Origin of the sequence: Candidatus Pelagibacter sp. Uisw_090 (assembly GCF_047717845.1) — a bacterium.
GTDB lineage: Bacteria > Pseudomonadota > Alphaproteobacteria > Pelagibacterales > Pelagibacteraceae > Pelagibacter.
On sequence record NZ_CP159810.1, the window covers coordinates 618,022 to 640,433 of the forward strand.

Sequence of the window (22,412 nt, forward strand, 5' to 3'; positions counted from 1 at the left end):
TATTGGCTTATGAAAGCCATCACATTTAACCTTTTAGCGTGGGTAATGCTTCCAATTATGGATGGCTTTGCTAAATATTTAAGTGCTGATATGCCAGTTTTACAGATCACATGGGCTAGGTATTTTTTTACAGTAGTATTCACACTTCCAATAATGTTCTTATTTTATAGAAAGCAACTTGTTTGGACAGATAAGCCTAAATTGCAGTTAATAAGAGGGCTTATATTGCTTTGTGCAAACATATGTTTCTTCTATGCGATATCTGTTATCTCTTTAGCTAAAGCTTTGACATTAGCATTTGTTGCCCCATTAATCGTTACAGCTTTTTCTCCAATTTTATTAGGCGAGAAGGTGGGTGTTCGAAGGTGGACGGCTGTAATTATCGGTTTTATAGGGTCTTTAGTGGTTATAAGACCTGGTTTTGTAGAGCTTAACTTGGCTAGTTTTGCAGCACTAGGAACTGGTGTGATGTACGGCTTTTATTTAATAATTACTCGTAAATTAAGCACCTCAGACAACCCTTTATTAACCTTATTATTAACTGGATTGGTTGGATTGGTTGCTGTATCAGGTTTAATGCCCTTTGTATGGGTTAACCCTAGCCCTTCACAGTGGTCTATGATGGCCTCTATAGGCGTTTTTGCCTGCATTGGCCACTTATTTCTTATATTATCACTTAAATATGCTGATGCTTCTAAATTAGCCCCATTTAGCTATTTCGAGATCATAACAAACATTGTTATAGGTTATTATTTCTTCAGCGATTTTCCTGACAATTGGACATTCTTAGGGTTGTTTATTATAGTAATAAGTGGAATCTACATCTCTAGAAGAGAAAGTTATATTAAATTATCATAATTTATGTGTTAATTATTTACTAATACTTAATATAATACATTAATATTACTAATTAAATCACTGTAATTATTAAATTTTATTATAAGTAAAAATATATCAATAGATAATAATTTTTTATATTATAAGTAAAATTATATGTCAAGTAAATTTACTAAATAGATGATCTCAAGCTAGAAAATCAAATAATTTAAGGTATTAAAAAGAATAGAAAATCAATTTATCAAATTAAACGTTTATTAATGAATGATTAATTATTATAAATCTTAAATAAGTATTGGTTTTAAATAGTTATTTTATATTACAGCTTATTTTTTGAATTTAATTTAATATTTGAAGGTAGAATAGGGGTCAAAAAAACCATTTAAAATGGTCTTTTTTAGCCTCTTTAGAAACGTTGCTATTGTTGACAAGTAGAGCAATGCAGTATGAGAATATGCCCTTTAAACGTCCATAGAGGACCTTATTTTAAGCAAAAGCCCATATGCAGTACAACTGAAGGATGCATTGTACCAATTAGTCTAAAATATGGATAAATAAAAAAAAAGTATTTAATAGCAATGCTTATAGGGAATTTATTAGGTAAAAAATCTTATTTTACGTAGACCTTTTCAGATCTCAATAATCGAATTTTTTCCTTTATTCCACCTTTTCCAGAGTATCCGCCGAGGCTTCCATCTGATCTGATCACCCGATGACAGGGTATTTTAGGTGGATAAGGGTTTTTACCCACTGCATTGGCAACAGCCCTGAATGCCTTAGGTTTTCCAATAGCTTTAGCAACTTCTAAGTAGGTCTTAACTTTACCTTTAGGTATTTTCTTCAAGTAATGCCACACTTTTAGCTGAAACTTAGTTCCCTTTAATTTCATAGAGCTCAAAACCTGTGTTATTGGCTATTTTATCATATAATTTCTTGGCATTTTGATTGCTAGAGTGGGTGATCCAACGAATTCCAGTCCAATTATTGGCTTTAGATAGTGATTTTAAGTGACTAATCAGCTTTTGAGCTATTTTTTGACCTCTAAAATCTGGCTCTACGAACAAATCGTCTAAAAACCCAATATATTTACCCTTAATTGGTCTTGGCATTGTTCTATAATGAGCAATAGCAACGATTTTACCCTCTAATTCAAAGCAAAGTCCATTAACATCGTGGCTTTGATCATGAATCCATCCCCAAAGAGTGTCTAAAACCCCAGTATTCATTGGGACTTTGTAGAAATCGGCATAACCATTGTATAATTTAGCCCAATTTTCCTTGTCTTTTTGCTCTAATTTTCTAATCATTTAGTTTAATTTATTATTTTAAGTCATTGAAATTAATAACTAAATACCCTTGCACTATCAATGTTAAGGTAATTTTCCTCATAAAAAAAGTTTTCCATTTTTTTACAAACACTTTTATATATATATTTTGTATGACTTACTTCAATGTGATTCGTGGTAGTTTTACCTCTTTCAACCTCCATTAAAATGCCTTTTAAGCCTATTTTCTTATAGAAATCAGGTCTAAGTCCTGAATCTTTATATTTCATAAATAACCCCTTTTTTTCGTCTTTGAAGCCTAAAGGAATAGCTATTTCTTCTATTATTTTTTGAATAACCTGGCTATCAGTGCCTTTAACATTGGATTTTTGAATTCTTTGATTTACTTCCTTTTGATTGAGGTAATCTTCAATTGTATTCGCTATTTTAAATATTTTTTTTAGCTCGGATTGGTTGATTTTTTTTTTGATGTATTTTGAAACTTTAATTATCATTAGGATAGATTATTGTTATTGACATTATAAATCATCTAATATATTACTAACGATAATTAATGATTATCAATAGTAAAATATATGAATAATATAATAACAGACATAAAAGCATTACAAGAAGAAACATTATTAAACCTAAAAAGTTCTAAGGCTAATAATACTGTAAGAGCTTATAAGTCAGATTTTAACGATTTCGAATTGTTCTGTGCTCAGAATGGATTTAAGTCTCTACCATCTGAACCAAAGGTAGTTTCTTTATATTTAACTCATTTATCAACAAAAGAAGCTAAAATGAGTACTTTAAAACGCAGATTGGTATCAATAAGTGTCATTCATAAATTAAAAGGCCATTATTTAGATACTAAACATCCTTCAATTATTGAAAACATTATGGGAATAAAAAGAAGAAAAGGTAGCGTTCAAAAAAGTAAAAAACCACTATTAATCAAAAGTTTAAAGCAAATAATTAATGTAATAGATCATCAAGATAAGGAAGAAATTAAGATATTTAGAGATAGATCCATAATCCTAATCGGTTTTTCAGGTGGATTTCGAAGAAATGAGATAGTTTCATTAGACTACGATGACCTAGATTTTGTTCCAGAAGGATTAAAAATCACTATTAAGAGATCTAAAACTGATCAATTTGGTGAGGGTTTTACAAAAGCACTACCCTACTTTGACAGCTCTCAATATTGCCCTGTTGTATCATTAAAAAAATGGATAGAATTATCAAAAATAAACTCAGGACCTGTTTTTAGAAGATTTATTAAAGGCTCAAAGTTATCAGAAAACAGATTAACAGACCAAACAGTAGCCTTGCTTATTAAAGAATATTTAAATTTGTCAGGTATAGATAGCAAAAACTATTCTGGTCATAGCTTAAGATCCGGGTTTGCAACCTCTGCAGCTGAATCGGGTGTAGAAGAGCGAAGCATTATGGCTATGACAGGCCACAAATCTACAGAAATGGTAAGAAAGTACATTAAAGAAGCAAATTTATTTAAAAATAATGCGCTTAATAAGATTAAAATTTAAATCTATCTGACGGGATTAACCCTAGAAAATTTAGAGAGTTTTCTCCAAAGTTTAGGAATAACGTTACTAAAATTATAAAAATGGTTTTGATAATTTTTAGTTTGGAATTTAAAAATCATTTCTAAAGATTTTTGTCCAGAATTGTTCGCCTCAAACCTTCCACCAATCATTAATGCGTCATATCCATAACCACTATTAAATAATTGAAATAAAGAGTCTGATGATAATTCACAATGAGGGTGATTTTTGTTAAAATCATTTATTTTTCTAAGTCCATTAAGATAGTCAAATTTTAAATAGATATTTAGATCATGGATATTAAATATAATATTATAATCTTTATATTTAAAAAAATTATATAAAAAAAACATGCTATTATTTTGCTTAGTTTTTTTTATAAAAGCATCTGCTATTTGAATAAGGGTTTCATAATTGGTTATTTTACTTGAAGATTCTTCAGGAACAATTTTCGTATAATCATTAAGATATTTTGTGATTGATAGAATATTATCTTTTTTACTTGTTAAATCCCATTTATCACCAGGGTAAAATGTTAATAATTTAGTATTAGGATTTTTTTGAGACAGATAATTTATAGTATGGTCAATTTTATTAATAGAATCGTTTAAATAAAAATTTTCTAAATGTGAAAAATAGCAGAAACTTGCAAATGGTACAAAAAAATTAGGTTTAAGTACTGAAATAACATGGCTTAAATTGTCCAAAATATCTTTAGATAAAGACATGCGATTATTTTTTTCAGATCTATTAGACTTTCCTATGGCATAACTAAACTGACCAAAAAGAATATCTACATCTCCCACTTTGTTTTTAATCTCATTTAATTCGTGTTCACTCTTAATATCGCAATCATTAAGATTCAAAATTTTTTTGTTATTGATAGTAATTAAACAAAATGAGTCTATATCCTGAAATGGAAATACTTTAATAAAAAAATTATCAGCTAATTTAATTGAATGATTTGATGAAGCTTCAATGACATTATTAGATATTTTACTAAGAAAATTTACGACTCTTTTATCTTTAGTTTTTTGAAAAATAAATTTTGCGTTATTATCAAATATTTTTAAATTAGGTGGATTAAAATGGTCTGGATGCTCATGACTAAACCAAACATAGTCAGAATTTTTAACAATATCCACTGAAACTGTAGGTGTTTTTACAAGTAGTTTCCAAGAGTTATTAAAAACCGATCCTTCAATCCACGGATCTACTGTTAATCTAGTATTATCTTTTTTTATTGAAAATGAAGAATGATTTATAAAGTTAAACTCAATCATAGAATTTAGATAGAAATTTTTTCACTTTATCTAGAAAATAAAATTTATGTTTATCTTTATAAAAGTATTTTTTTGATTCACCTTTTTTAATTACTGTGCAATTTTGAAAAAAATTAATATTCTTAACTAGTCCATCAAATTTTGATTTCTTGTAAAATGGTCTATCAAAATTTTCGTAATTAATAGAGTTTGTAAGTGATTTTAAATCTCTACTCATAAGTTAAACCAACTTTCTGGCCAAAAGTTTATATTGGATGATTGATTGATGTTTTTAGGTCTTACACAGGTTTTATCTTTATCTTTTGATAACCAAGAACCCCACCAATGAAAGGAAGTAGGACCAACAATAAAATTATTACATAGTGTAAGCAAATAGAAGTCTAAAACAGTTTTATTTTTTTCGTTGTCAATAAATATAAATTTTTTATTATCAAAATACTCACTTAGCCCTTTAAAATCATTGCTCCACAATAAAAAAATCGGGTTTTTAATCTTTTTTGGAAAATCTTTTATAGCCCTATAAATATACTCAATGTTATCCATTGTAAACTTATCTGATTTAGATTTAGCAATATTGCTATTATGATTATTTATTCTTTCTGAATATCTATTAGTTCTAACACAGACTGAAATAATCCTGTCTTTATTTTGCATAATAAAATTATGGTATTTATTATTTATAAGCATATCAGTATTGTTAATTTCAAATTCTTTTAATAAAAGCTCTCTATTTAAATTAAAATATTTTTCAGACTCATAATTCCCTTCTAAATAAACTATTTTTGATAAATTTTCAGTATTAATTGCTTCAAATTTAGTTTTTTTTTTTTCAAATTTATCTTCGATAATAAATTTGTTTTTACCTGGTAATTTATCATATTTAATCAAAAATTTTCTTCTTATGTTTTTAAGAGATGTATTAAATTTGTATTTATCATTAACTATATTTGATGAAACATTGAAATTATTTAATTGATAAGATTTAATATCTTTTTTTTTAAAATATCCACTCTCATCATCAATAAATAATTCATATTTAATTTCCTTTGATAGATTAAAAGCGTTCGCATACATAAACATTTGATTACCTAAACCCTCAGCAATTCTAACAATTAGTTTGTTTTTCATAAATATTTTTTAATGTTGTATTTAATTTTACTGAAAAAATAAGGAATAATATTACTTAAATTTAAATTATGCTCCTGTAAAGGTCTTTCATATTTATTTCCTCTTTTTAAATAAAATTTTATGAAATAATCCATTGTCATTTTCCATTTAAGCAGAAATGTTAAGCGTCCATTGTTTCGATGAATATTTTTATTTTTTCTAGTAGTTAAAGATCCAAAATGGTAAACTCTTGATTTATTTACACCTTTAAAAATTCTCACACCTACTTTCCATAGCTTCATGTTTAAATCTGGGTCCGATCCAAATCCCGGATCGAATTCCTCACTAAATCCCCCTACTCTTTCCCATACATCTTTATGAATTATATGTGGTGCCCAATGACTACCTTGTAAATCATAAAAATTTAGTTTTCCAAAATTGGATAAAAGAACACTTTCATCAAAATCATTTATATTTTTTCCAACATCAAAAAAGATGTGATTAATCATATCTTTGTTTTTAGGGTAATGGCTTATTTGAGTTCCTGAGAGGTAAAATAGGTTGTTAGGTAAAATTTTAATTTCTTCAAATAGATAATAGTCCCATTTAGGTAAATAATACATATCATCATGTGAATATACTATATAATTTGTAGTGGCTTTTTTTGCTGCTATATTTACACCACTACACAATCCAACATTTGTATTTGTTTTGGTATAAGTGATTTTTGAATTAATTAAATATTGTTCACTTCTGATATCAATTCCATTTAAATGAACTATTATTTCATGATGAAAAAAAGAATTTTTTTTAATTGAATTTATGCACAACTGAAGATAATCAGAATTATCAATTGTCGGTATTATAATTGTAGATTTTCCTAACATAAAATATATGTATTATTATAATAAAAATATTAACTTATGTATTCATTTTATCATAAAAATCAAAACATTGCTTTAATTGGTTGTGGCTATTGGGGAACTATTATTGCCAGAACTTTAATTAAACTAAAATTCAAAAATATTACCATATATGATTTAAATCAAAAAAATTCAATTATCTTAAAAAAAAAGTTTAATGTTTTGAATATTGAAAATAATTTTAATAATATTATCAATAATAATAATATTAAGAATACATTTATTGCTATACCACCCTCCCAAAGTTTTGAATTAATAAAGAAAATTTTGATTTCAAAAAAGAATGTTTTTGTTGAAAAACCAGGGGTAGTTAAAACAGATCATTTAAAAATCATTAATACTTTTGCAAAAAAAAATAATTCTAAGCTAATGTTTGGCTATATTTATTGTTATAATGACTACATTAAAAAAATTAAGAAAATTTTACAAAGTAAAATTCTAGGAAAAATAAACTATTTAAGCTTTCAAAGACAAAACCTTGGACCAATAAGAAATGATGTAGATGTAGATTATGACTTAACATCACATGATTTAAGTATAATAAATAAATTCTTTGGGAAACTTCCTAAAATTTTATCATATAAGAAATATGCAATCCTTAAAAAGGGCATATCTGATATTTCTAACTTACATTTAAAATTAGATGGCATGTATATTGATATAAATAATAGTTGGTTAAATCCAACAAAAATAAGAAAAATATCAATTATCGGATCAAAAAAAATGTTACTATTCGATGAAATGAATTTAGTAGAACCACTTAAAATTTATAATCAATATGCTAATTATCCAAGTATTGATCAATTTAAAAAAAAGTTTTTCAACTCAAAAGCATTAGTCTACAACGGCAAAAGTTATTCAATTAAAGTTAATGCAAAACCTGCATTAAATAATGAAATTAAAGATTTTTTTAATTCTAAAAAACCTGAAACATCATTTAAACTTGCAAATAAAATATTACTTTTTCTAAAAAGAATTTAATATACTTATAATTTTATCTACGTGTTTTTTCTCTAAGTTTGGGTCTATCGGCAAACTCAAACTCTCTTTGGCTATTTTTTCTGCATTTTTAAAATTCTCTTTTTTAAAGTATTTTTTAAAAATTTCTAATTGATGAATTGCTTTTGGATAGTGCATTCCAAATGGAATATTGTGTTTTTCTAATAACTTTATTAGTAAACTTCTTTTTTTGGTCATTATTACGTATTGATGATAAACAGAATCATCGGCGTAATAAATTTTTTCAATTTTTAAATTATCTATTCCTTTGTCGTATAGCTTAGCAATTTTTCTTTTTTTATTATTATTTTTTGTAAGTAATGGTAACTTTCTATTGAGTATAGCTGCTTGGATTGTATCCAATCTACTATTAAAACCTACTTGATTATGGATGAACTTTTTATCTGAGCCTAAATTTCTAAAATTACTAATTTTTCTATATAGCACTTCATTATTTGTTGTGATTACACCAGCATCACCATAAGCACCTAAATTTTTTCCAGGGTATAAACTAAAACAAGAAATGGTTCCTAATGAGCCTATTTTTTTTCCTTTGTATAGAGCCCCATGTGCTTGTGAGCAGTCATCTATTATTATAATTTTTTTATTTTTAATAATTTCATTTATTTTGTCAATATCTACAGCAGACCCATATAAATGAACGGGCATAATAACACGTGTTTTTTTTGTAATTCTATTTTTTATGTCTTTAATTGATATAGACGAGCTCATATGATCTATATCTACTAATACGGGTTTCAGTCCTGCATTGAGTACGGCAAAAGCTGTTGAACAGTAAGTCATTGCTGGAATGATGACCTCTGATCCTTTTGGTATATTTAAAACTTTTAATGCTATTGTTAAGGCATCAGTACCATTAGCACAACCAATGGCATATTTTACATTGCAATATTTAGCAAAATTTTTCTCAAATTTAAAAACATCTTCACCTAGAATAAAATTATTTTTTTTAATTATTTTCTTAATGTCATTGAAAATAATCTTGTGTATTTTTTTATCCTGCTTGGTTATGTCTAAAAATTTAATCATTGAATGTATTTTATATTTAAAAAGTTTTAGTAATAATTTTTTGTGAAATTATTTTATTATTAAAAAGCTTAAAATATTTAATCTTACCATTTTTTCCATATTTATTAATTTTTTTCTCATTAGTAAGTAAATATTCAATTTTTCCACCCAAGTCATCGTGTGATTTATAACAGCCAACCTCATCATCATTGAAAATTTTATCAAATTGTGTCCTAGAATCTACAAATGTATATATTCCATTACCTATTAAAGAAGCAATTCTATTACTTGATGTATACTTAATGGGTTTCCCTCTGCTTAAGTTAAGCGCCATTTTGCATTTATTTAATTCTTTTAAAAATTCATAGTTCCATTTTGGCTCTTCATTTGAAATGCCCAAAATATTGTAATTAATATTAGGATATTTTTCGATTAGATTATCTATAATTAATTCTCTTTCATCAACTTTATGTTTTTTGAGTTTTCCAAAATTGACGCCATGACTAAGTGCAAAAAATAAATCTTTATGTCTATTTGGATTTTGATAAATATTTATATTTTCAATATTCTCATCAACTGGTATAGGTAAAAAATTCAATTTTGCTCTGTTTATCTTTGTTATTAATTCATCTGGATGGGTTGTTGTAAAATAGGTATCAATTAAATCATGATTTTTTTCAATTAAATTTAGATTTTCTCTCCAATTAGGACCCTCGCCTCTATGACCTAAGGCATCTTCGTACCATAATGAAATTTTTAATTTATAATTTGATTTAAGTTTTTCTAAGGTATCTTTATATAAAAAATTGTTATGGCCTAACACAATTAAATTTGGTCTATAATTATTACATATAGTTAAGATTTTTTTGTTCAAAAATTTATTTTTATCACTAATTAAACTTTTATTTATGTAGTTTCTATAAGAGAAATTAACTACATCATGTCCATTCCTAATAAAGCCCTTTGATAATTTACTGGATACAGAAATATTAAAGAGTCTATAATCATTTCTTTCATCAAATTGTGAAATATGTAAGATCTTTAATTTTGAATTCTTGTTAATAAAAATTTCTGGTTTTAAGTATGAATTTTTTAAAACATCCATTTTTTTTACCTTATTGGCTAATTTATGTATGACATTTGAATAATTTTTTTTTTGTATTGATTGCCTTTTTTTATTATTCAAAATAAGTTTTTCTATTGAATTAAATATTCCTTCGCTTGATAAATCTTTCAAAATTATTTGGTTGTCAAAGGTTTCTGGCAAACCACCTCTATCACTAATTATTGTAGCACAGCCATATGCAGCAGACTCCATAGCAGTTCTACCAAAGGGTTCATCCCAATGTGAAGGAACAACAGATATGGCGGCTTTAGAATAATATTTTAATATTTGTTCATGATTAGTCCAATCTAGTATTTTTAAATTTTTATGATGAAAATCAAATTTCTCTCTTGGTTCATTACCTATAACAAGAGATTTCCAATTTTTATATTTATCAAGAATTTTAACAACAGCTTTAGCAAATAGATCGTAACCCTTAGAAACATTTAATTTTCCAGTAAAAATTATAATATTTTCTTTTTTTGGAAATTTTTTTAATGGTTTAATTGAGTGATATAGAATTCCACAGTTATTTTTATGCTCATAAGGCAATCCATCAAAAAACATTTTTTTAACCCATTTACTGATGAAATAAACATAATCACAGTTTTCTATTATGAATTTTCTTTGATTTACCGTGCTTGAGCCTCTTACTGTTTGTGGATTATTATGAAAAATAAAAATTGTTTTCGATTTAATTTTTTTATTTAATAAATAAATCAATGACTCCGGTCTATTATGAATTTCGATTATTTCATATTTGTATTTAAGATAATCATTATATAGAGACTTTGTAAAACTTAAGTTTTTTTTAAATATATTTGAATTAATATTAATATTTTTAAAATTAGAAGTTATTGGTTTAAGTTTTTTATCTAAATTTCCATAAATTAAAGTTATATTTTTTAATTTAGAGATTGATAGATAGTCTTTTACCCAAATAGATGCAGCACCAGCTTTATTTAAGTTGTAGTTTTCTTTATATGGAAGCAGTATTGCTATGTCTTTTTTTATCATTTTCTTAAATTTATCATTAAGTTAAATCTATTGGTTTCTATTTTTAACATACTTAAATCAATTTTATTTTTTTTAAGACCTATTATATTTTTCTTAATTTTCTTTACTGGTTTACCATAAAAAATATAGCCGGGTTTAACTTTTATGTTTTTTGTAACAAACGAATGCATACCAATCATTGTGTAGGATCCAATAATTTGATTTTGATGAATACTTGATTTAATTCCTAATTGTGCGCCGTTCATGATGTAAACATTACCCCCCAAAACAACATTGCTACTTAAGGTTATGTTATCTTCCAATTTGCAGTCATGATCAATTGTTGTTGAGTTCATAAAATAATTATTATTACCAATTATTGTTTTCTTAGAAATACTTGTTGGGAGATGAACGTTGCAATATTCATTAAAAGTATTTTCATTACCGATATGTATAAAGCCGTTACTTTTAAAATTTGGGTATTGTGCATTATTACCAATAACTACATATGGGCCGATTGTATTACCCTTGCCTATTATAACTTTTTTCCAATTAATAACTGCCGTAGCGTGTACTAAATTATCTTTAATCTTTTTATATTTAAGCATGATTTTTCAGATATTTTTTTTTTATCTTATTTCTAAAGTAATAGTTTTTTTTTAATTTATACTCTTCTTTCATGGCAAGTGATTTACTATAATATTTTTTTTTGAATATTATAGTCCAAAATCTACCTCTGGTATATTTAGCACCCTTTGAAGTGTTATGCAGTTTTAATCTATTTTGTAAATCATTTGTATAGCCAACATATGAAAACGCTCTCTTATTGTTGGTGCTTATTAGCATGTATACGTAAAAGATCATTTTAGAAAAATAAAATTTCCTTTATTGGCGGTCCCTGGGGGAATCGAACCCCCCTTTGCAGGATGAAAACCAGCTGTCCTAACCGATAGACGAAGGGACCATGTTGTGATCTTTTATTTTAAAAGTCATTATTTATCAAGCCTAATTAAACTACAAGATAACATCTCTAATAGTTAATTGGAGTGTTTTTTTGTTATTCCAAATATTTTCATTGATTTGACCCAACACATTTAAAGTATTTTTATAGTTTAGCAAATACTCACCCAGTTTATTGTTAATAGAATTAAACGATATAGACTTAATTGAAAAACCTGTCTTAGATTTTAAGATTAAAGAAATATGTTTATCTTTAAGTATTGTAGTCTTAATAATCTTTAAATCTTTTAATAAGAATGTTGGTGTGGGATTGCCTGTACCAAAAGGTTCTAACTTTTTTACATCATCATAAAAGGTTCTATTAAATGCTAAAGATGATACTTCTGCATCGTATGAAAAGACATTATTTCTCAAAGATCCTGAATTTAAAAAATCTTTTAAAATAAAATCTTTGAAATTTTTAAAATCAGCTTTATACAATGTAAAACCTGCAGCAGCATTGTGCCCCCCACCATTAATTATTATATTATTATCATGAGAATTTTTAATAGCGCGACCAATATTGTAATTAAATACAGATCTAGCAGATCCCTTTAATAATTCATTAGAATTAGTAATTACTATACAAGGTCTGTTAAAATAATCTTTTAATCTTGCCGCTATTATTCCTATCAATCCTTCATTAATATTGGGGCTGTAATAAACAATAACATCATCATTTTCCTTCTCAATTTTGTCAAAATTGATTTCATCAAGTATTAAGGTTTCGATTTCTTTTCTTTTTTGATTTAATTTAATTAACTCACCAGACCTAATGCTTATAAGGTTTAGATTATCTGAGGACAATAATTCTGATGCATATGTTGATTTACCTAATCTACCACCAGCGTTTAATATTGGGCCTATTAAGTAGCCAAGATCATTAATGCTAAGTTTATTTTTCTTATTATTAAGTTTAAACAATTCTTTAAACGCCATATTTTTTTTTATATCAAAATCTTTAAGTGCAGTTAAAGCTATTGATCTATTAAGTTTTCTAATTGGCATTACATCACATACAGTTGCCAGTAATACATAAATTAAAAAATCTGATATTTTTATTTTGTTTTTAATTTTTTGTATCAATAAATCTAAAAAAAAATAAACCAATGTTGTTGCGCAAAGATAATCATATTCAAAATAACCATTATCTTTTTTTGGATTAATGATAACATCAGCTTTTGGAAATGGCCTGTTGATTTCGTGATGATCAATTATTAGAGATTTAATTTTATTTTCGTTTAAAAAATTTATGGCTGCATTTGATGTTGATCCACAATCAACCATTATTATTAATTCGGGTTTCTTTAAGATTAGTTTTTCAAATAACTTTTTAGTAGCTCCATAGCCATCTTTTTCTCTGTCTGGAATGTAATAGAAAAAAGGATGTTTTATACTTTCAAAAAACCTTATAAATAGGGATGTAGCAGTCGATCCATCGACATCATAATCTCCTAAAATACATATATTTTCTTTATTATTAATGGAATTTGCCACAAGTTCAATTGACTTTTTAAAATCATTATTTTTTGAAAAAACATTATTTAGATCTAAATCACTATTTATAGTGTTTAGTTCCGTTTGATCAAATTTTCTTGAAATAACAAGTCTTGATACAATATCACTAAAATTATAATCTTGTTTTAATTTTTCTATTGAGTTTTGGTTAATTTTTTTTAGTTCCCAATTCTTGCCTGAGACAGAAATCATTCTTTAATAGGATTTGTTCTCTTTATAATTTCTTTAAATTGAGAATTCTTATGTGTAACGAACGTTTCTGATGTATAATTATTTTCTTTAATTTCTATCCCTGAGAGCACATCACCAGATGTTATGCCAGTTGCACAAAATATTGAGTCCCCTTTTATTATTTCATTTAATTCGTACTTTTTATTAAGATCAGTTATTCCCATTTTTTTTGCATCATTAATGTCATTATCGTTATCAAATATAAATCTACCTTGAAAATGGCAATCACAAGCATCAAGTGCAGCAGCGGCTAAAACACCTTCTGGTCCTCCACCTACACCTAAAAAAATATCAACATTGTATTTTGAATCTGACACATAGAGTGCACCGAGAACATCACCATCTGTAATTAATTTAATTTTAACTTTTAATTCTTTTAACTCATCAATTATCTTTTTGTGTCTTGGTCTATCCATAATACAAGCTGTTATTGATGAAATATCTTTATTCATAAAATTTGCTAAATTAGTGATATTCTTTTTTAATGAATTATCTAAATCAATTAAACCCTTCTCCACTTTAGAAGTTGCAATTTTATCCATATAAGTTTCTGGAGCATTAAAAAGATTACCTTTTTCAGCAATAGCTATCACTGATATAGCTCCAGGCAAATTGTTGGCTGCAAAATTAGTTCCCTCCAAGGGATCAACTGCTATATCAAAATTTGGACCTTCTTTATTACCAAGCAGTTCACCGGTGTATAACATTGGTGCCTCATCTAATGATCCCTCACCAATAACCACTTCTCCATTCATGCTAATTTTATTTAATTCAGCTCTCATTGAGTCCACAGCAGCTTGATCCGCAGCAATCTTATCTTTTTTTCCCACTAAATATGATGACGCTAAGGCTGCTTTTGATGAAACATTTATTATTTGTTCAATATATTTTTTATTGATTGCCATTAACTTTTCTCAGATATTTTTTCACTTGAATTAATTTTAGATTCAAACTCTTTTAATCTTTTATAAACACTGGCCAACTCAATTATCGTAGGCCATGATCTAAAAATATATTGCATTGATCCTTCTACCCTACCAAAAGCTCTTATAATTTGTTGCATTACGCCTAACGTTACAACGCCCGCTACAATTGCTGGTGCTAAAAAAACATAAGCAGATAAAACATTGGCCTGAAGGTACGTTATACGTCCAAGATTAAAATAAAAATACCTTATATAGGATTTGAAGTGTATTTTTCTGACATCATTAAAAAGTTCATCTAAATTTTTCGGTCTTATTGTGACATCGTCTTCAGCTATAACTAATAGTTTTCTATAGGATGCTTCATTTTTTTGCAGATCATATTCGACACCAACTAATCGCAAAATTGATCCCAGTATGATCAAAAATAGAGTTCCACCAATTGTCCAAATAAAAGCACCAGTTACCAATCCATAATTCCAATCACCAAAAAATAAAATAGGTATACCAATACTCAATCCAAATAATATAGGAGTAAACTCTATAAGCATCATTATTGCTTCAATAAAACTTGTTCCTAAACTTTCCATAATTCTTGAAAATTTTATTGTGTCTTCTTGAACTCTTTGTGATGCTCCTTCAATATTTCGTGCCTTGTCATAAACGCTATGATACCATTCAATCATCGCTGTTCTCCAACGAAACAAATAATGAGAAGTAAAAAAAGCAACAACTGTAGCTAAGGCCACATATGTGCCTGCCAATGTAATAAATGATAGTAAGCTAGACCAGTATTCCTCAATAGTTATTGAGTTTGGAGCTGCTAAAGCTTTTTGTATCATATCGTAGAATTGTCCAAACCATTTATTTATCTTAACGTCAATTTGTACTTGCACCCATAACGATGAAAGAATTACGAACGAACCAATCCATGACCATAACTGCCATTTTTTTTGTGTAAAAAATTTAAACATTTAAATTATTTAAGAAAGTTATCTGCGTATGATTTTTTAACAGTTTTTCTCTTTTGAGGTTCTATTATCTCAAAGTCTATCTTGTTTTTTTTTGCATAGTCAGCAGCTAATTCTTTAGTTGAAAATTCTAAATTTAATTCTGAATAAGTGTTAGAGCTGGTTTCCCAACCCATCAAAGGGTTAACACCAGCATTTTCAGTTTCAAATTTAATAACCCATTTATCTGCTTTACCAAGACCAGACTGCATAGAGTTTTTTGTTGGTATATAAATTTTTGCTTTTATCATAATAATGGTCGGGGCGGCAGGATTTGAACCTGCGACCCTCTGGTCCCAAACCAGATGCGCTACCAGGCTGCGCTACGCCCCGATTGAGGTACTAATACATTAGATATTGATAATTTCAAACAATAAAGAACATCAAAAATAACTCTTTTTTCCAAGAATCGGGTATATAAGAATAATGATTATTAGTTGTAATAACTGTACTAAAAAATTTAATATAGACTCAAGTCTTATACCTGAGAAAGGAAGACTACTTCAGTGTAATAGCTGTAACCATAAATGGTTTTTTAAAAAAGAAACTATAATTCAATCTACTTCACCTGTTAAAATCAATAAAGCTATTGAAGTAGATGGGGTATCTAATGAAAGATTAGATATAATGGAAAATGAAAACCCCAAAACTATAAAACTCTTAGACAAACAAATTAAAGATGTACCTATAATAGAAAAAATTTCAATTAATAAAGATAGTGATAAAGAAAATAGAGATACAAATCTACAGATTAGCTCTTCTATAAATAAAAAAAATTATAATGTATTAGGATTAACCATTGTTTTTATAATTTCTTTTGTGGCTCTAATTATTGTCCTAGATACATTCCAGGGCCCTATTAGTAAAATTGTCCCAAACATAGAATTTCTGCTTTATAATCTGTATGAAACTATTAATGATATCATATTATTTTTTAAAGATTTAATTTAATATTATGATTAAGACCTTATCCAAACCTTTTAAATGGTTCTTTAAACTAGAGGCAGCAAGTGGCTTGGTTTTATTGATAGCAGCAATTATAGCTTTAGTAATAAGTAACTCAAATTTTAGTGAGTTATACTTTAGCGCATTAGAACAATATTTCTTTATTGGAATAAATGATTTTGGCTTGAAGCTCTCTGTACATCATTGGATAAATGACCTGTTAATGGCAATATTTTTTTTCTTTGTAACGTTAGAAATTAAAAGAGAATTTATTCAAGGTGAATTATCTAATTTAAAAAAAGCATTACTACCAATAATTGGTGCTGTTGGGGGTATGGTTATCCCTGCCCTTGTTTATGTTTTTATAAATTTTGGAAACACAGAAACTTTAAATGGATGGGCTATTCCATCTGCTACCGATATTGCTTTTTCATTAGGAATTTTATCACTTCTTGGATCAAGAGTACCCATCTCTTTAAAAATTTTTTTAACAGCACTTGCTATAATTGATGATCTTGGTGCAATTCTTATTATTGCTTTTTTCTATTCTGGGGATTTAAGCATAAGTTATTTAAGCTTAATTTTAATATCTTACATATTTTTATTAGTTTTAAATAAACTTGGAATTAAAAAATTTTCACCTTACTTAATAGTGGGTGCCTTCATGTGGTTCTTTACATATAAATCTGGAATTCACGCAACAATTGCTGGTGTACTTTTGGCATCAACAATACCTCATAGAATAAAAGATAAAGATTTTTCTTTATTGATTAAACTTGAGCATGCAATAAGCCCATATGTGGCTTTTATGATAATGCCTATATTTGCATTTGCTAATGCAGGAGTTTCATTAGAGGGATTGTCTCTGTTGTCATTATTACAGCCAGTGCCACTAGGTATTCTTCTAGGGCTATTTGTGGGTAAACAACTCGGTGTAATGATTTTTTCTTTTGTAGCGGTTAAAACTGGTGCAGCACAAATGCCTGACAATTCAAGTTGGTTAAGTGTATATGGCGTATCGGTCTTAACTGGTATTGGTTTTACTATGAGTTTATTTGTGGGAAACTTGGCATTCGCAGAAAACAGTCAATATATTGATGGAGTAAAAATTGGTGTGTTAGCTGGGTCACTACTATCAACTCTATTTGGGTATTTTATATTGCTATTTGCTTCAAAAAAGTAATTTATGTTTTATAAAAGTTATTTATTAATTTTAATAAGTTTAATTATGTTTTCTTTCTTTGAAAAAGCAAATGCCAAATATAAAAAATTATTCTTCGATCTAAATATTAAAAGTATAGATAATGAAGTTATCAATCTAAGTAAATTTAAAGGAAAAACTGTTCTTCTTGTTAATGTTGCAAGCAAATGTGGCTTTACCAAGCAATATACCGATCTTCAAACACTTTATGAAAAATATAAAGATAAAGGCTTTTCTGTTATTGCTGTACCGTCCAATCAATTTGGTGGTCAAGAACCAGGATCTAATACGGAAATAAAAGATTTCTGTGAAACAAATTTTAATATAACTTTTCCAATTACAAATAAAGTTGATGTTAAAGGGAAAGATGCACATACACTTTATAAATGGGCAAAAGAAAACTATGGCAATTCAACAGTTCCTAAATGGAACTTTCATAAAATTTTAATTAATAAAGAAGGAAAAATTCATGATACGTTTAATCCTTTTATATCCCCACTATCGGATAAAATTATAAAACAAATAGAATTAGTATTATAAAATAACGCTCATTCCATCATATCCAGGAAAAATATTCTTTGGTAGTTTTTTTTTAAGCTGATCGTAATCAAGGTCGCTATGCATATTAGTCAAAATAGTTTTTTTAGGAGATAATATCTTAACTAAAGATAAAACTTGGTCTAAATTAAAATGCGCTGAATGATTTTTGTACCATAAGCAATCAATAATTAAATAATCTAGCTTCATTAACTTTTTATAATCTTTTTTATAAAATAAACTTATATCACTTGCATAGGCTAATTTTTTATTTATCAAATAGCAAATACTTTCAATTTTTCCGTGTTCTGTTGGTATTGATTCAATAATAATTTTTTGATTTTTATTTTTAAATAAATATTTTTTTTTTAGTTTATTCAAAATTAAAGTGGATGGATAATCACCAGACGTTTTAAAGCAATATTTAAAAGTTGAATTTAAATATTTTGAAGTTTTGATATCTGCAAAAACTGGTATCTGTTTTTTACTAATAAGAAAAAATGGACGTAGGTCGTTAATCCCGTGAGTTTGGTCCGCATGTAAATGTGTATAAAAAACTTTATCAATAGATCTAATTTTGTTTTTTAGTAATTGTGATCTTAGATCTGGAGAAGTATCTATCAAAATATTTTGATTATTAAATTGAATTAATGCTGAACACCTGGTTCTAAAATTTTTTTTGTTATTCAAATTGCAATTTCCATAATATCCATCGGCTCTTGGTACGCCCATTGAACTTCCACTACCTAATATTATGAATTTAACAGCCATTACCGTTACACGTTAAAGAGTTTATTAAAATTATCTGTCGTTATGTTTGACATTTGTTCAGCTGTAGTTTCTTTAAGGGTAGATAATCTTTCAAGTGTGTATTTGATAAAACTTGGTTCATTTTTTTTCCCCCTCATGGGTATTGGAGCTAAAAATGGACTGTCTGTTTCAATAAGAAGCTTTTCTATAGGAATAGTTTTAAAAGTATCTTGTAGTTCTGTACTATTTTTGAAAGTGATTATTCCACTAGCTGAAAAAAAGGCGTCTAAAGTTAGTAAATTTTTTGAAAATTCTAAGGAGCCGGTGAAGCAGTGCATTAAAATTTTTAAATTCTTATTTTTGTATGAACTAAGTATCTCAAACGTCTCATTTTCTGCATCCCTAGAATGAATTATAATAGGTTTATTTAGCTCTGTAGCAGCCTCTATATGAGCTTTAAAGCTATTTATTTGCCTATCTTTATCACTATGATTGTAGAAAAAGTCTAAGCCTGTTTCACCAATGCCAATAATTTTTTTATTTTCATTTACACAATTAACAATTGTTTGTTTATCAACTTGGTTAATTTCAGTTTCATGTGGATGAATTCCATAAGTGCCATAAATCATTTGATCTTTTTTAACTATTTCTTTGATATTTTCAAAACTATCAAATGTTGTGCATATAGTTAAGAGTTTTGTAATACCAGTTTCTTTTGATCTAGATATAATTTCGGGTAAGTTTTCATATAATGGTTCATGATCTAAATGACAATGAGAATCAATCATTTTTTTTTTCTATCTTTTTAAATAAAATATCTATTTTATTAATATCATTTCCAGCTTTTAAATAATCGTGAGATGCTATAGATTCAAGATTAATGTCCTTAGAATTTAAATTAAATATCTTTAAAGCTTTATCAATAGAATCTGGAATAATTGGGTAAAGCATAAAAGAAATTTTTCTAATTATCTCAAGAGATGTATAGACAATAGTATTTAATCTATCTTTGTCGTCTTTTTTTTTCCATGGCTCTTGGTCATTAAAATATTTGTTTGCCTCAAATAAAGCACTTACAATAAAGTTTATATAAAAGTTGATATTTTGTTTATCAATTTCTTGCCTTATGACTGAAAGATTTTCTGTAAATTTATTTAAGACTACAAGATCATCTTCATTAAAGTTTTTAATTTTAGGTACTTTTAATGAACAATTCTTTTCTGCAAAAGCTGTAACTCTTTGACATAGATTCCCATAATTATTTGCTAAATCACTGTTAATACAATCTTCCAATCTGTCTTGTGATATATTGCCATCATTGCCAAAAGAAACTTCTTTAATTAAATAATATCTTAATGGATCAAGACCATAAGTATTAATTATATCTATTGGGTCTAAAATATTTCCTTTTGATTTTGACATCTTTTCATCACCAGATAAAATCCAACCATGTCCATAAATTTTTTTAGGTAATGGTATTTTAGCAGCCATTAAAAAAGCTGGCCAATAGACAGCATGAAATCTTAGAATATCCTTGCCTATTAAATGAACTGACGCAGGCCAAAAATTTTTAAATAATGTGTCGCTTCTATCAGGATAGTTAAGAGCACTGATATAGTTTGTTAAAGCATCCAACCAAACATAAATAACATGTTCGGAGTTATTGGGCACTTTAATACCCCATGAAAATGCTTTTCGACTAATTGATAAATCTTTCAAACCACCCTTAACAAAGTTAACAACTTCATTCTTTCTTGATTTAGGTGAAATAAATTCGGGGTTTTTTTCAAAGTAGTCTAGCAGTTTATCCTGCCATTTTGATAATCTAAAAAAATATGACTCTTCTTCAATCCATTCAACAATAGATCCAGATGCTTCAGAAACTTTAATTCCATTTTTGTCAACTATTTCATCTTCACTATAAAATGCCTCATCTGAAACAGAATACCATCCAGAGTATTTTGATAGATAAATGTCATCATTTGCTTCTAGTTCTGACCATAAATGTTGAACAGTCTTTTTATGTCTATCCTCCGTTGTTCTAATAAAATCTGTATTAGATAAATTTAAAGTTTCAGAAAGTTCTCTAAAAGTTTGACTAATTTGATCACAAAATTTAAGAGGATCTATATTTTTATTCTCAGCTGCTCTCTGAATTTTTAATCCATGTTCATCTGTTCCTGTTAAAAAATGTACATTAAATCCATCTATGCGTTTAAAACGAGCAAAAAAATCTGCAATTATACTTGAGTAAGCATGACCCATATGTGGTTTGGCTGATGGGTAATATATTGGTGTTGTGATGTAATAATTTTTATCCATTTAATAATTTTGATTTAAATTCTAAAAATAAACTTTCTTCATCAAGATTAAATTTTTCAGTGTTATTAATTTTGGCAATAAAGCTATGATAAAAATTTAATAAAGAATTTTTTGTTCTGCTTAATTTGTACTCTTTTAAAAAAAACAATTCAATAAAGTTAACCAATAAGTTTTTAACAAATTTATTTTTCTTATAATGACCATTATCGATCAGTAAATTTAAAAAATTAATTAAAGTATAATCTCTTAGATCTATATTTTTATCCTTTGAAAAGTTAATCAAATTAACAATTTCACCAGGAGTGTTGTAATGACTAATCAGATCATAATTAATTAGATCAAATAAATTTTTTTTTAATATTTTATTTGAAACATTCATAGATTGATTGAATGTTAGATTAATCTTAAATGTCAAACATCTTGATTTTAATGTCGGTAAAATCAATTTCTCATTATTATTAATTAAAATAAAAAATACATTTTCATTAGGTTCTTCAATAATTTTAAGTAGTGCGTTAACAGAGTTCTTGTTAAGATTTTCAATATTGTCAATTAATATAAATCTAGCCATATTATTAAATGTTGATTTATTGGTATAAGAGATCATTTCTCTAATTTGAGCAACATCAATATTTTTTTTATCATTTAATAGATCAATTAGATAAAAATTTGGGTGTGAATTATTTTGTAGTAATTTAAAAGATCTATTTTCTTTATTTATAGTAAGTTTATTTGAGTCATATTTGAAATCCTCAGTATTTGACAGTACATAATTTATAATATGATAAGCCATAGTCGATTTACCTAGACCCTTTTTACCTGATAATAAAATTTTAGTAGGCATTTTTTTTTTCATTATAA

25 protein-coding genes and 2 tRNA genes are annotated in these 22,412 nt (G+C 27.0%); 6 read left to right on the forward strand and 21 right to left on the reverse strand.

What is annotated here, in order from left to right; genetic code table 11:
• The first annotated feature begins 9 nt into the window (after positions 1-9).
• Positions 10-858, forward strand: a complete 849-nt coding sequence (locus ABXT58_RS03395; protein WP_415304764.1) for a DMT family transporter — start codon at positions 10-12, stop codon at positions 856-858.
• A gap of 589 nt (positions 859-1,447) precedes the next feature.
• Here the strand turns inward: ABXT58_RS03395 and ABXT58_RS03400 are convergent.
• The 3 genes from ABXT58_RS03400 to ABXT58_RS03410 are packed head-to-tail and all read right to left on the reverse strand — an operon-like array spanning position 1,448 to position 2,617.
• Positions 1,448-1,726 (reverse strand): methylated-DNA--[protein]-cysteine S-methyltransferase, encoded by a 279-nt coding sequence (locus ABXT58_RS03400; protein WP_415304912.1) that lies wholly within the window; start codon positions 1,724-1,726, stop codon positions 1,448-1,450.
• Positions 1,707-2,144 (reverse strand): GNAT family N-acetyltransferase, encoded by a 438-nt coding sequence (locus tag ABXT58_RS03405; protein WP_415304766.1) that lies wholly within the window; start codon positions 2,142-2,144, stop codon positions 1,707-1,709. The genes ABXT58_RS03400 and ABXT58_RS03405 overlap by 20 nt, the downstream gene beginning before the upstream one ends.
• 32 nt (positions 2,145-2,176) lie before the next feature.
• Positions 2,177-2,617 carry a hypothetical protein gene (locus ABXT58_RS03410; protein ID WP_415304768.1) on the reverse strand — a complete coding sequence of 147 codons (441 nt, stop codon included), beginning with the start codon at positions 2,615-2,617 and terminating at the stop codon, positions 2,177-2,179.
• An 81-nt stretch (positions 2,618-2,698) separates the two neighbouring features.
• Between ABXT58_RS03410 and ABXT58_RS03415 the strand changes: the two genes are divergently transcribed.
• A complete protein-coding gene (locus tag ABXT58_RS03415) occupies positions 2,699-3,655 on the forward strand; it encodes a site-specific integrase (RefSeq protein WP_415304770.1) in 957 nt (318 codons plus the stop codon).
• A gap of 2 nt (positions 3,656-3,657) precedes the next feature.
• Here ABXT58_RS03415 and ABXT58_RS03420 read toward each other — a convergent pair whose 3' ends face one another.
• The 4 genes from ABXT58_RS03420 to ABXT58_RS03435 are packed head-to-tail and all read right to left on the reverse strand — an operon-like array spanning position 3,658 to position 6,950.
• The gene (locus ABXT58_RS03420; RefSeq protein WP_415304772.1) at positions 3,658-4,956 is read right to left on the reverse strand and encodes an MBL fold metallo-hydrolase; all 1,299 of its coding nucleotides are present in this window, start codon (positions 4,954-4,956) and stop codon (positions 3,658-3,660) included.
• On the reverse strand, positions 4,949-5,173 hold the full coding sequence (locus ABXT58_RS03425) for a hypothetical protein (protein ID WP_415304774.1): 225 nt from the start codon (positions 5,171-5,173) through the stop codon (positions 4,949-4,951). The genes ABXT58_RS03420 and ABXT58_RS03425 overlap by 8 nt, the downstream gene beginning before the upstream one ends.
• Entirely contained in the window at positions 5,170-6,084 is a 915-nt protein-coding gene (locus ABXT58_RS03430; protein ID WP_415304776.1) for an alpha-1,2-fucosyltransferase, read from the reverse strand. The genes ABXT58_RS03425 and ABXT58_RS03430 overlap by 4 nt, the downstream gene beginning before the upstream one ends.
• Positions 6,081-6,950: a glycosyltransferase family 2 protein gene (locus tag ABXT58_RS03435; RefSeq protein ID WP_415304777.1), complete on the reverse strand. Its 870-nt coding sequence runs from the start codon at positions 6,948-6,950 to the stop codon at positions 6,081-6,083. The genes ABXT58_RS03430 and ABXT58_RS03435 overlap by 4 nt, the downstream gene beginning before the upstream one ends.
• A 36-nt stretch (positions 6,951-6,986) precedes the next feature.
• Here ABXT58_RS03435 and ABXT58_RS03440 point away from each other — a divergent pair, with 36 nt between their 5' ends.
• Positions 6,987-7,967, forward strand: a complete 981-nt coding sequence (locus tag ABXT58_RS03440) for a Gfo/Idh/MocA family protein (protein ID WP_415304779.1) — start codon at positions 6,987-6,989, stop codon at positions 7,965-7,967.
• On the opposite strand, the gene ABXT58_RS03445 is transcribed toward ABXT58_RS03440, so the two are convergent.
• From ABXT58_RS03445 to ABXT58_RS03490, 10 genes are all read right to left on the reverse strand, one after another.
• Complete coding sequence (locus ABXT58_RS03445) at positions 7,953-9,035, reverse strand: DegT/DnrJ/EryC1/StrS family aminotransferase (protein WP_415304781.1); 1,083 nt, start codon at positions 9,033-9,035, stop codon at positions 7,953-7,955. The genes ABXT58_RS03440 and ABXT58_RS03445 overlap by 15 nt on opposite strands.
• 16 nt (positions 9,036-9,051) lie before the next feature.
• Positions 9,052-11,136 (reverse strand): glycosyltransferase, encoded by a 2,085-nt coding sequence (locus ABXT58_RS03450; RefSeq protein ID WP_415304783.1) that lies wholly within the window; start codon positions 11,134-11,136, stop codon positions 9,052-9,054.
• Entirely contained in the window at positions 11,133-11,723 is a 591-nt protein-coding gene (locus ABXT58_RS03455; RefSeq protein ID WP_415304785.1) for a hypothetical protein, read from the reverse strand. Before ABXT58_RS03455 ends, ABXT58_RS03450 begins: the two co-directional genes overlap by 4 nt.
• Positions 11,716-11,979: a GIY-YIG nuclease family protein gene (locus ABXT58_RS03460; RefSeq protein ID WP_415304787.1), complete on the reverse strand. Its 264-nt coding sequence runs from the start codon at positions 11,977-11,979 to the stop codon at positions 11,716-11,718. Before ABXT58_RS03460 ends, ABXT58_RS03455 begins: the two co-directional genes overlap by 8 nt.
• Before the next feature lie 25 nt (positions 11,980-12,004).
• A tRNA-Glu gene (locus tag ABXT58_RS03465) sits at positions 12,005-12,079 on the reverse strand.
• A gap of 50 nt (positions 12,080-12,129) precedes the next feature.
• Positions 12,130-13,824, reverse strand: a complete 1,695-nt coding sequence (recJ, locus tag ABXT58_RS03470; RefSeq protein ID WP_415304789.1) for a single-stranded-DNA-specific exonuclease RecJ — start codon at positions 13,822-13,824, stop codon at positions 12,130-12,132.
• Positions 13,821-14,768, reverse strand: a complete 948-nt coding sequence (gene glpX, locus ABXT58_RS03475; RefSeq protein WP_415304791.1) for a class II fructose-bisphosphatase — start codon at positions 14,766-14,768, stop codon at positions 13,821-13,823. Before glpX ends, recJ begins: the two co-directional genes overlap by 4 nt.
• Positions 14,768-15,760: a putative transporter gene (locus tag ABXT58_RS03480; protein ID WP_415304793.1), complete on the reverse strand. Its 993-nt coding sequence runs from the start codon at positions 15,758-15,760 to the stop codon at positions 14,768-14,770. Before ABXT58_RS03480 ends, glpX begins: the two co-directional genes overlap by 1 nt.
• A 5-nt stretch (positions 15,761-15,765) precedes the next feature.
• A complete protein-coding gene (locus ABXT58_RS03485) occupies positions 15,766-16,047 on the reverse strand; it encodes an ETC complex I subunit (protein WP_415304795.1) in 282 nt (93 codons plus the stop codon).
• 5 nt (positions 16,048-16,052) lie between these two features.
• Positions 16,053-16,129: transfer RNA gene (locus ABXT58_RS03490), tRNA-Pro, on the reverse strand.
• A gap of 93 nt (positions 16,130-16,222) precedes the next feature.
• Between ABXT58_RS03490 and ABXT58_RS03495 the strand changes: the two genes are divergently transcribed.
• From ABXT58_RS03495 to ABXT58_RS03505, 3 genes are read left to right on the forward strand one after another with little or no spacing between them, the layout of a single operon-like run.
• Complete coding sequence (locus tag ABXT58_RS03495) at positions 16,223-16,747, forward strand: zinc-ribbon domain-containing protein (protein ID WP_415304797.1); 525 nt, start codon at positions 16,223-16,225, stop codon at positions 16,745-16,747.
• Between the two features lie 4 nt (positions 16,748-16,751).
• Complete coding sequence (nhaA, locus tag ABXT58_RS03500; RefSeq protein WP_415304799.1) at positions 16,752-17,924, forward strand: Na+/H+ antiporter NhaA; 1,173 nt, start codon at positions 16,752-16,754, stop codon at positions 17,922-17,924.
• A gap of 3 nt (positions 17,925-17,927) precedes the next feature.
• Positions 17,928-18,482: a glutathione peroxidase gene (locus ABXT58_RS03505; protein WP_415304801.1), complete on the forward strand. Its 555-nt coding sequence runs from the start codon at positions 17,928-17,930 to the stop codon at positions 18,480-18,482.
• On the opposite strand, the gene ABXT58_RS03510 is transcribed toward ABXT58_RS03505, so the two are convergent.
• The 4 genes from ABXT58_RS03510 to ABXT58_RS03525 are packed head-to-tail and all read right to left on the reverse strand — an operon-like array spanning position 18,477 to position 22,407.
• A complete protein-coding gene (locus ABXT58_RS03510) occupies positions 18,477-19,250 on the reverse strand; it encodes an MBL fold metallo-hydrolase (RefSeq protein WP_415304803.1) in 774 nt (257 codons plus the stop codon). The genes ABXT58_RS03505 and ABXT58_RS03510 overlap by 6 nt on opposite strands.
• 5 nt (positions 19,251-19,255) lie before the next feature.
• Positions 19,256-20,017, reverse strand: a complete 762-nt coding sequence (locus tag ABXT58_RS03515) for a TatD family hydrolase (protein ID WP_415304804.1) — start codon at positions 20,015-20,017, stop codon at positions 19,256-19,258.
• Positions 20,010-21,551, reverse strand: coding sequence for a methionine--tRNA ligase (gene metG / locus ABXT58_RS03520; RefSeq protein WP_415304806.1), 1,542 nt, complete (start codon positions 21,549-21,551; stop codon positions 20,010-20,012). The genes ABXT58_RS03515 and metG overlap by 8 nt, the downstream gene beginning before the upstream one ends.
• Positions 21,544-22,407 (reverse strand): AAA family ATPase, encoded by an 864-nt coding sequence (locus ABXT58_RS03525; RefSeq protein ID WP_415304808.1) that lies wholly within the window; start codon positions 22,405-22,407, stop codon positions 21,544-21,546. Before ABXT58_RS03525 ends, metG begins: the two co-directional genes overlap by 8 nt.
• Between the last annotated feature and the right edge of the window lie 5 nt (positions 22,408-22,412).

Coding starts and splice junctions, on each gene's coding strand:
- ABXT58_RS03495 (WP_415304797.1), top strand. CDS start 16,223: ATGATTATTAGTTGTAATAACTGTACTAAAAAATTTAATATAGACTCA.
- ABXT58_RS03525 (WP_415304808.1), bottom strand. CDS start 22,407: ATGAAAAAAAAAATGCCTACTAAAATTTTATTATCAGGTAAAAAGGGT.
- ABXT58_RS03510 (WP_415304803.1), bottom strand. CDS start 19,250: ATGGCTGTTAAATTCATAATATTAGGTAGTGGAAGTTCAATGGGCGTA.
- ABXT58_RS03435 (WP_415304777.1), bottom strand. CDS start 6,950: ATGTTAGGAAAATCTACAATTATAATACCGACAATTGATAATTCTGAT.
- ABXT58_RS03485 (WP_415304795.1), bottom strand. CDS start 16,047: ATGATAAAAGCAAAAATTTATATACCAACAAAAAACTCTATGCAGTCT.
- ABXT58_RS03445 (WP_415304781.1), bottom strand. CDS start 9,035: ATGATTAAATTTTTAGACATAACCAAGCAGGATAAAAAAATACACAAG.
- ABXT58_RS03425 (WP_415304774.1), bottom strand. CDS start 5,173: ATGAGTAGAGATTTAAAATCACTTACAAACTCTATTAATTACGAAAAT.
- metG (WP_415304806.1), bottom strand. CDS start 21,551: ATGGATAAAAATTATTACATCACAACACCAATATATTACCCATCAGCC.
- ABXT58_RS03410 (WP_415304768.1), bottom strand. CDS start 2,617: ATGATAATTAAAGTTTCAAAATACATCAAAAAAAAAATCAACCAATCC.
- ABXT58_RS03440 (WP_415304779.1), top strand. CDS start 6,987: ATGTATTCATTTTATCATAAAAATCAAAACATTGCTTTAATTGGTTGT.
- recJ (WP_415304789.1), bottom strand. CDS start 13,824: ATGATTTCTGTCTCAGGCAAGAATTGGGAACTAAAAAAAATTAACCAA.
- ABXT58_RS03395 (WP_415304764.1), top strand. CDS start 10: ATGAAAGCCATCACATTTAACCTTTTAGCGTGGGTAATGCTTCCAATT.
- nhaA (WP_415304799.1), top strand. CDS start 16,752: ATGATTAAGACCTTATCCAAACCTTTTAAATGGTTCTTTAAACTAGAG.
- ABXT58_RS03415 (WP_415304770.1), top strand. CDS start 2,699: ATGAATAATATAATAACAGACATAAAAGCATTACAAGAAGAAACATTA.
- ABXT58_RS03460 (WP_415304787.1), bottom strand. CDS start 11,979: ATGATCTTTTACGTATACATGCTAATAAGCACCAACAATAAGAGAGCG.
- ABXT58_RS03450 (WP_415304783.1), bottom strand. CDS start 11,136: ATGATAAAAAAAGACATAGCAATACTGCTTCCATATAAAGAAAACTAC.
- ABXT58_RS03400 (WP_415304912.1), bottom strand. CDS start 1,726: ATGAAATTAAAGGGAACTAAGTTTCAGCTAAAAGTGTGGCATTACTTG.
- ABXT58_RS03405 (WP_415304766.1), bottom strand. CDS start 2,144: ATGATTAGAAAATTAGAGCAAAAAGACAAGGAAAATTGGGCTAAATTA.
- ABXT58_RS03515 (WP_415304804.1), bottom strand. CDS start 20,017: ATGATTGATTCTCATTGTCATTTAGATCATGAACCATTATATGAAAAC.
- ABXT58_RS03480 (WP_415304793.1), bottom strand. CDS start 15,760: ATGTTTAAATTTTTTACACAAAAAAAATGGCAGTTATGGTCATGGATT.
- ABXT58_RS03430 (WP_415304776.1), bottom strand. CDS start 6,084: ATGAAAAACAAACTAATTGTTAGAATTGCTGAGGGTTTAGGTAATCAA.
- ABXT58_RS03455 (WP_415304785.1), bottom strand. CDS start 11,723: ATGCTTAAATATAAAAAGATTAAAGATAATTTAGTACACGCTACGGCA.
- glpX (WP_415304791.1), bottom strand. CDS start 14,768: ATGGCAATCAATAAAAAATATATTGAACAAATAATAAATGTTTCATCA.
- ABXT58_RS03505 (WP_415304801.1), top strand. CDS start 17,928: ATGTTTTATAAAAGTTATTTATTAATTTTAATAAGTTTAATTATGTTT.
- ABXT58_RS03420 (WP_415304772.1), bottom strand. CDS start 4,956: ATGATTGAGTTTAACTTTATAAATCATTCTTCATTTTCAATAAAAAAA.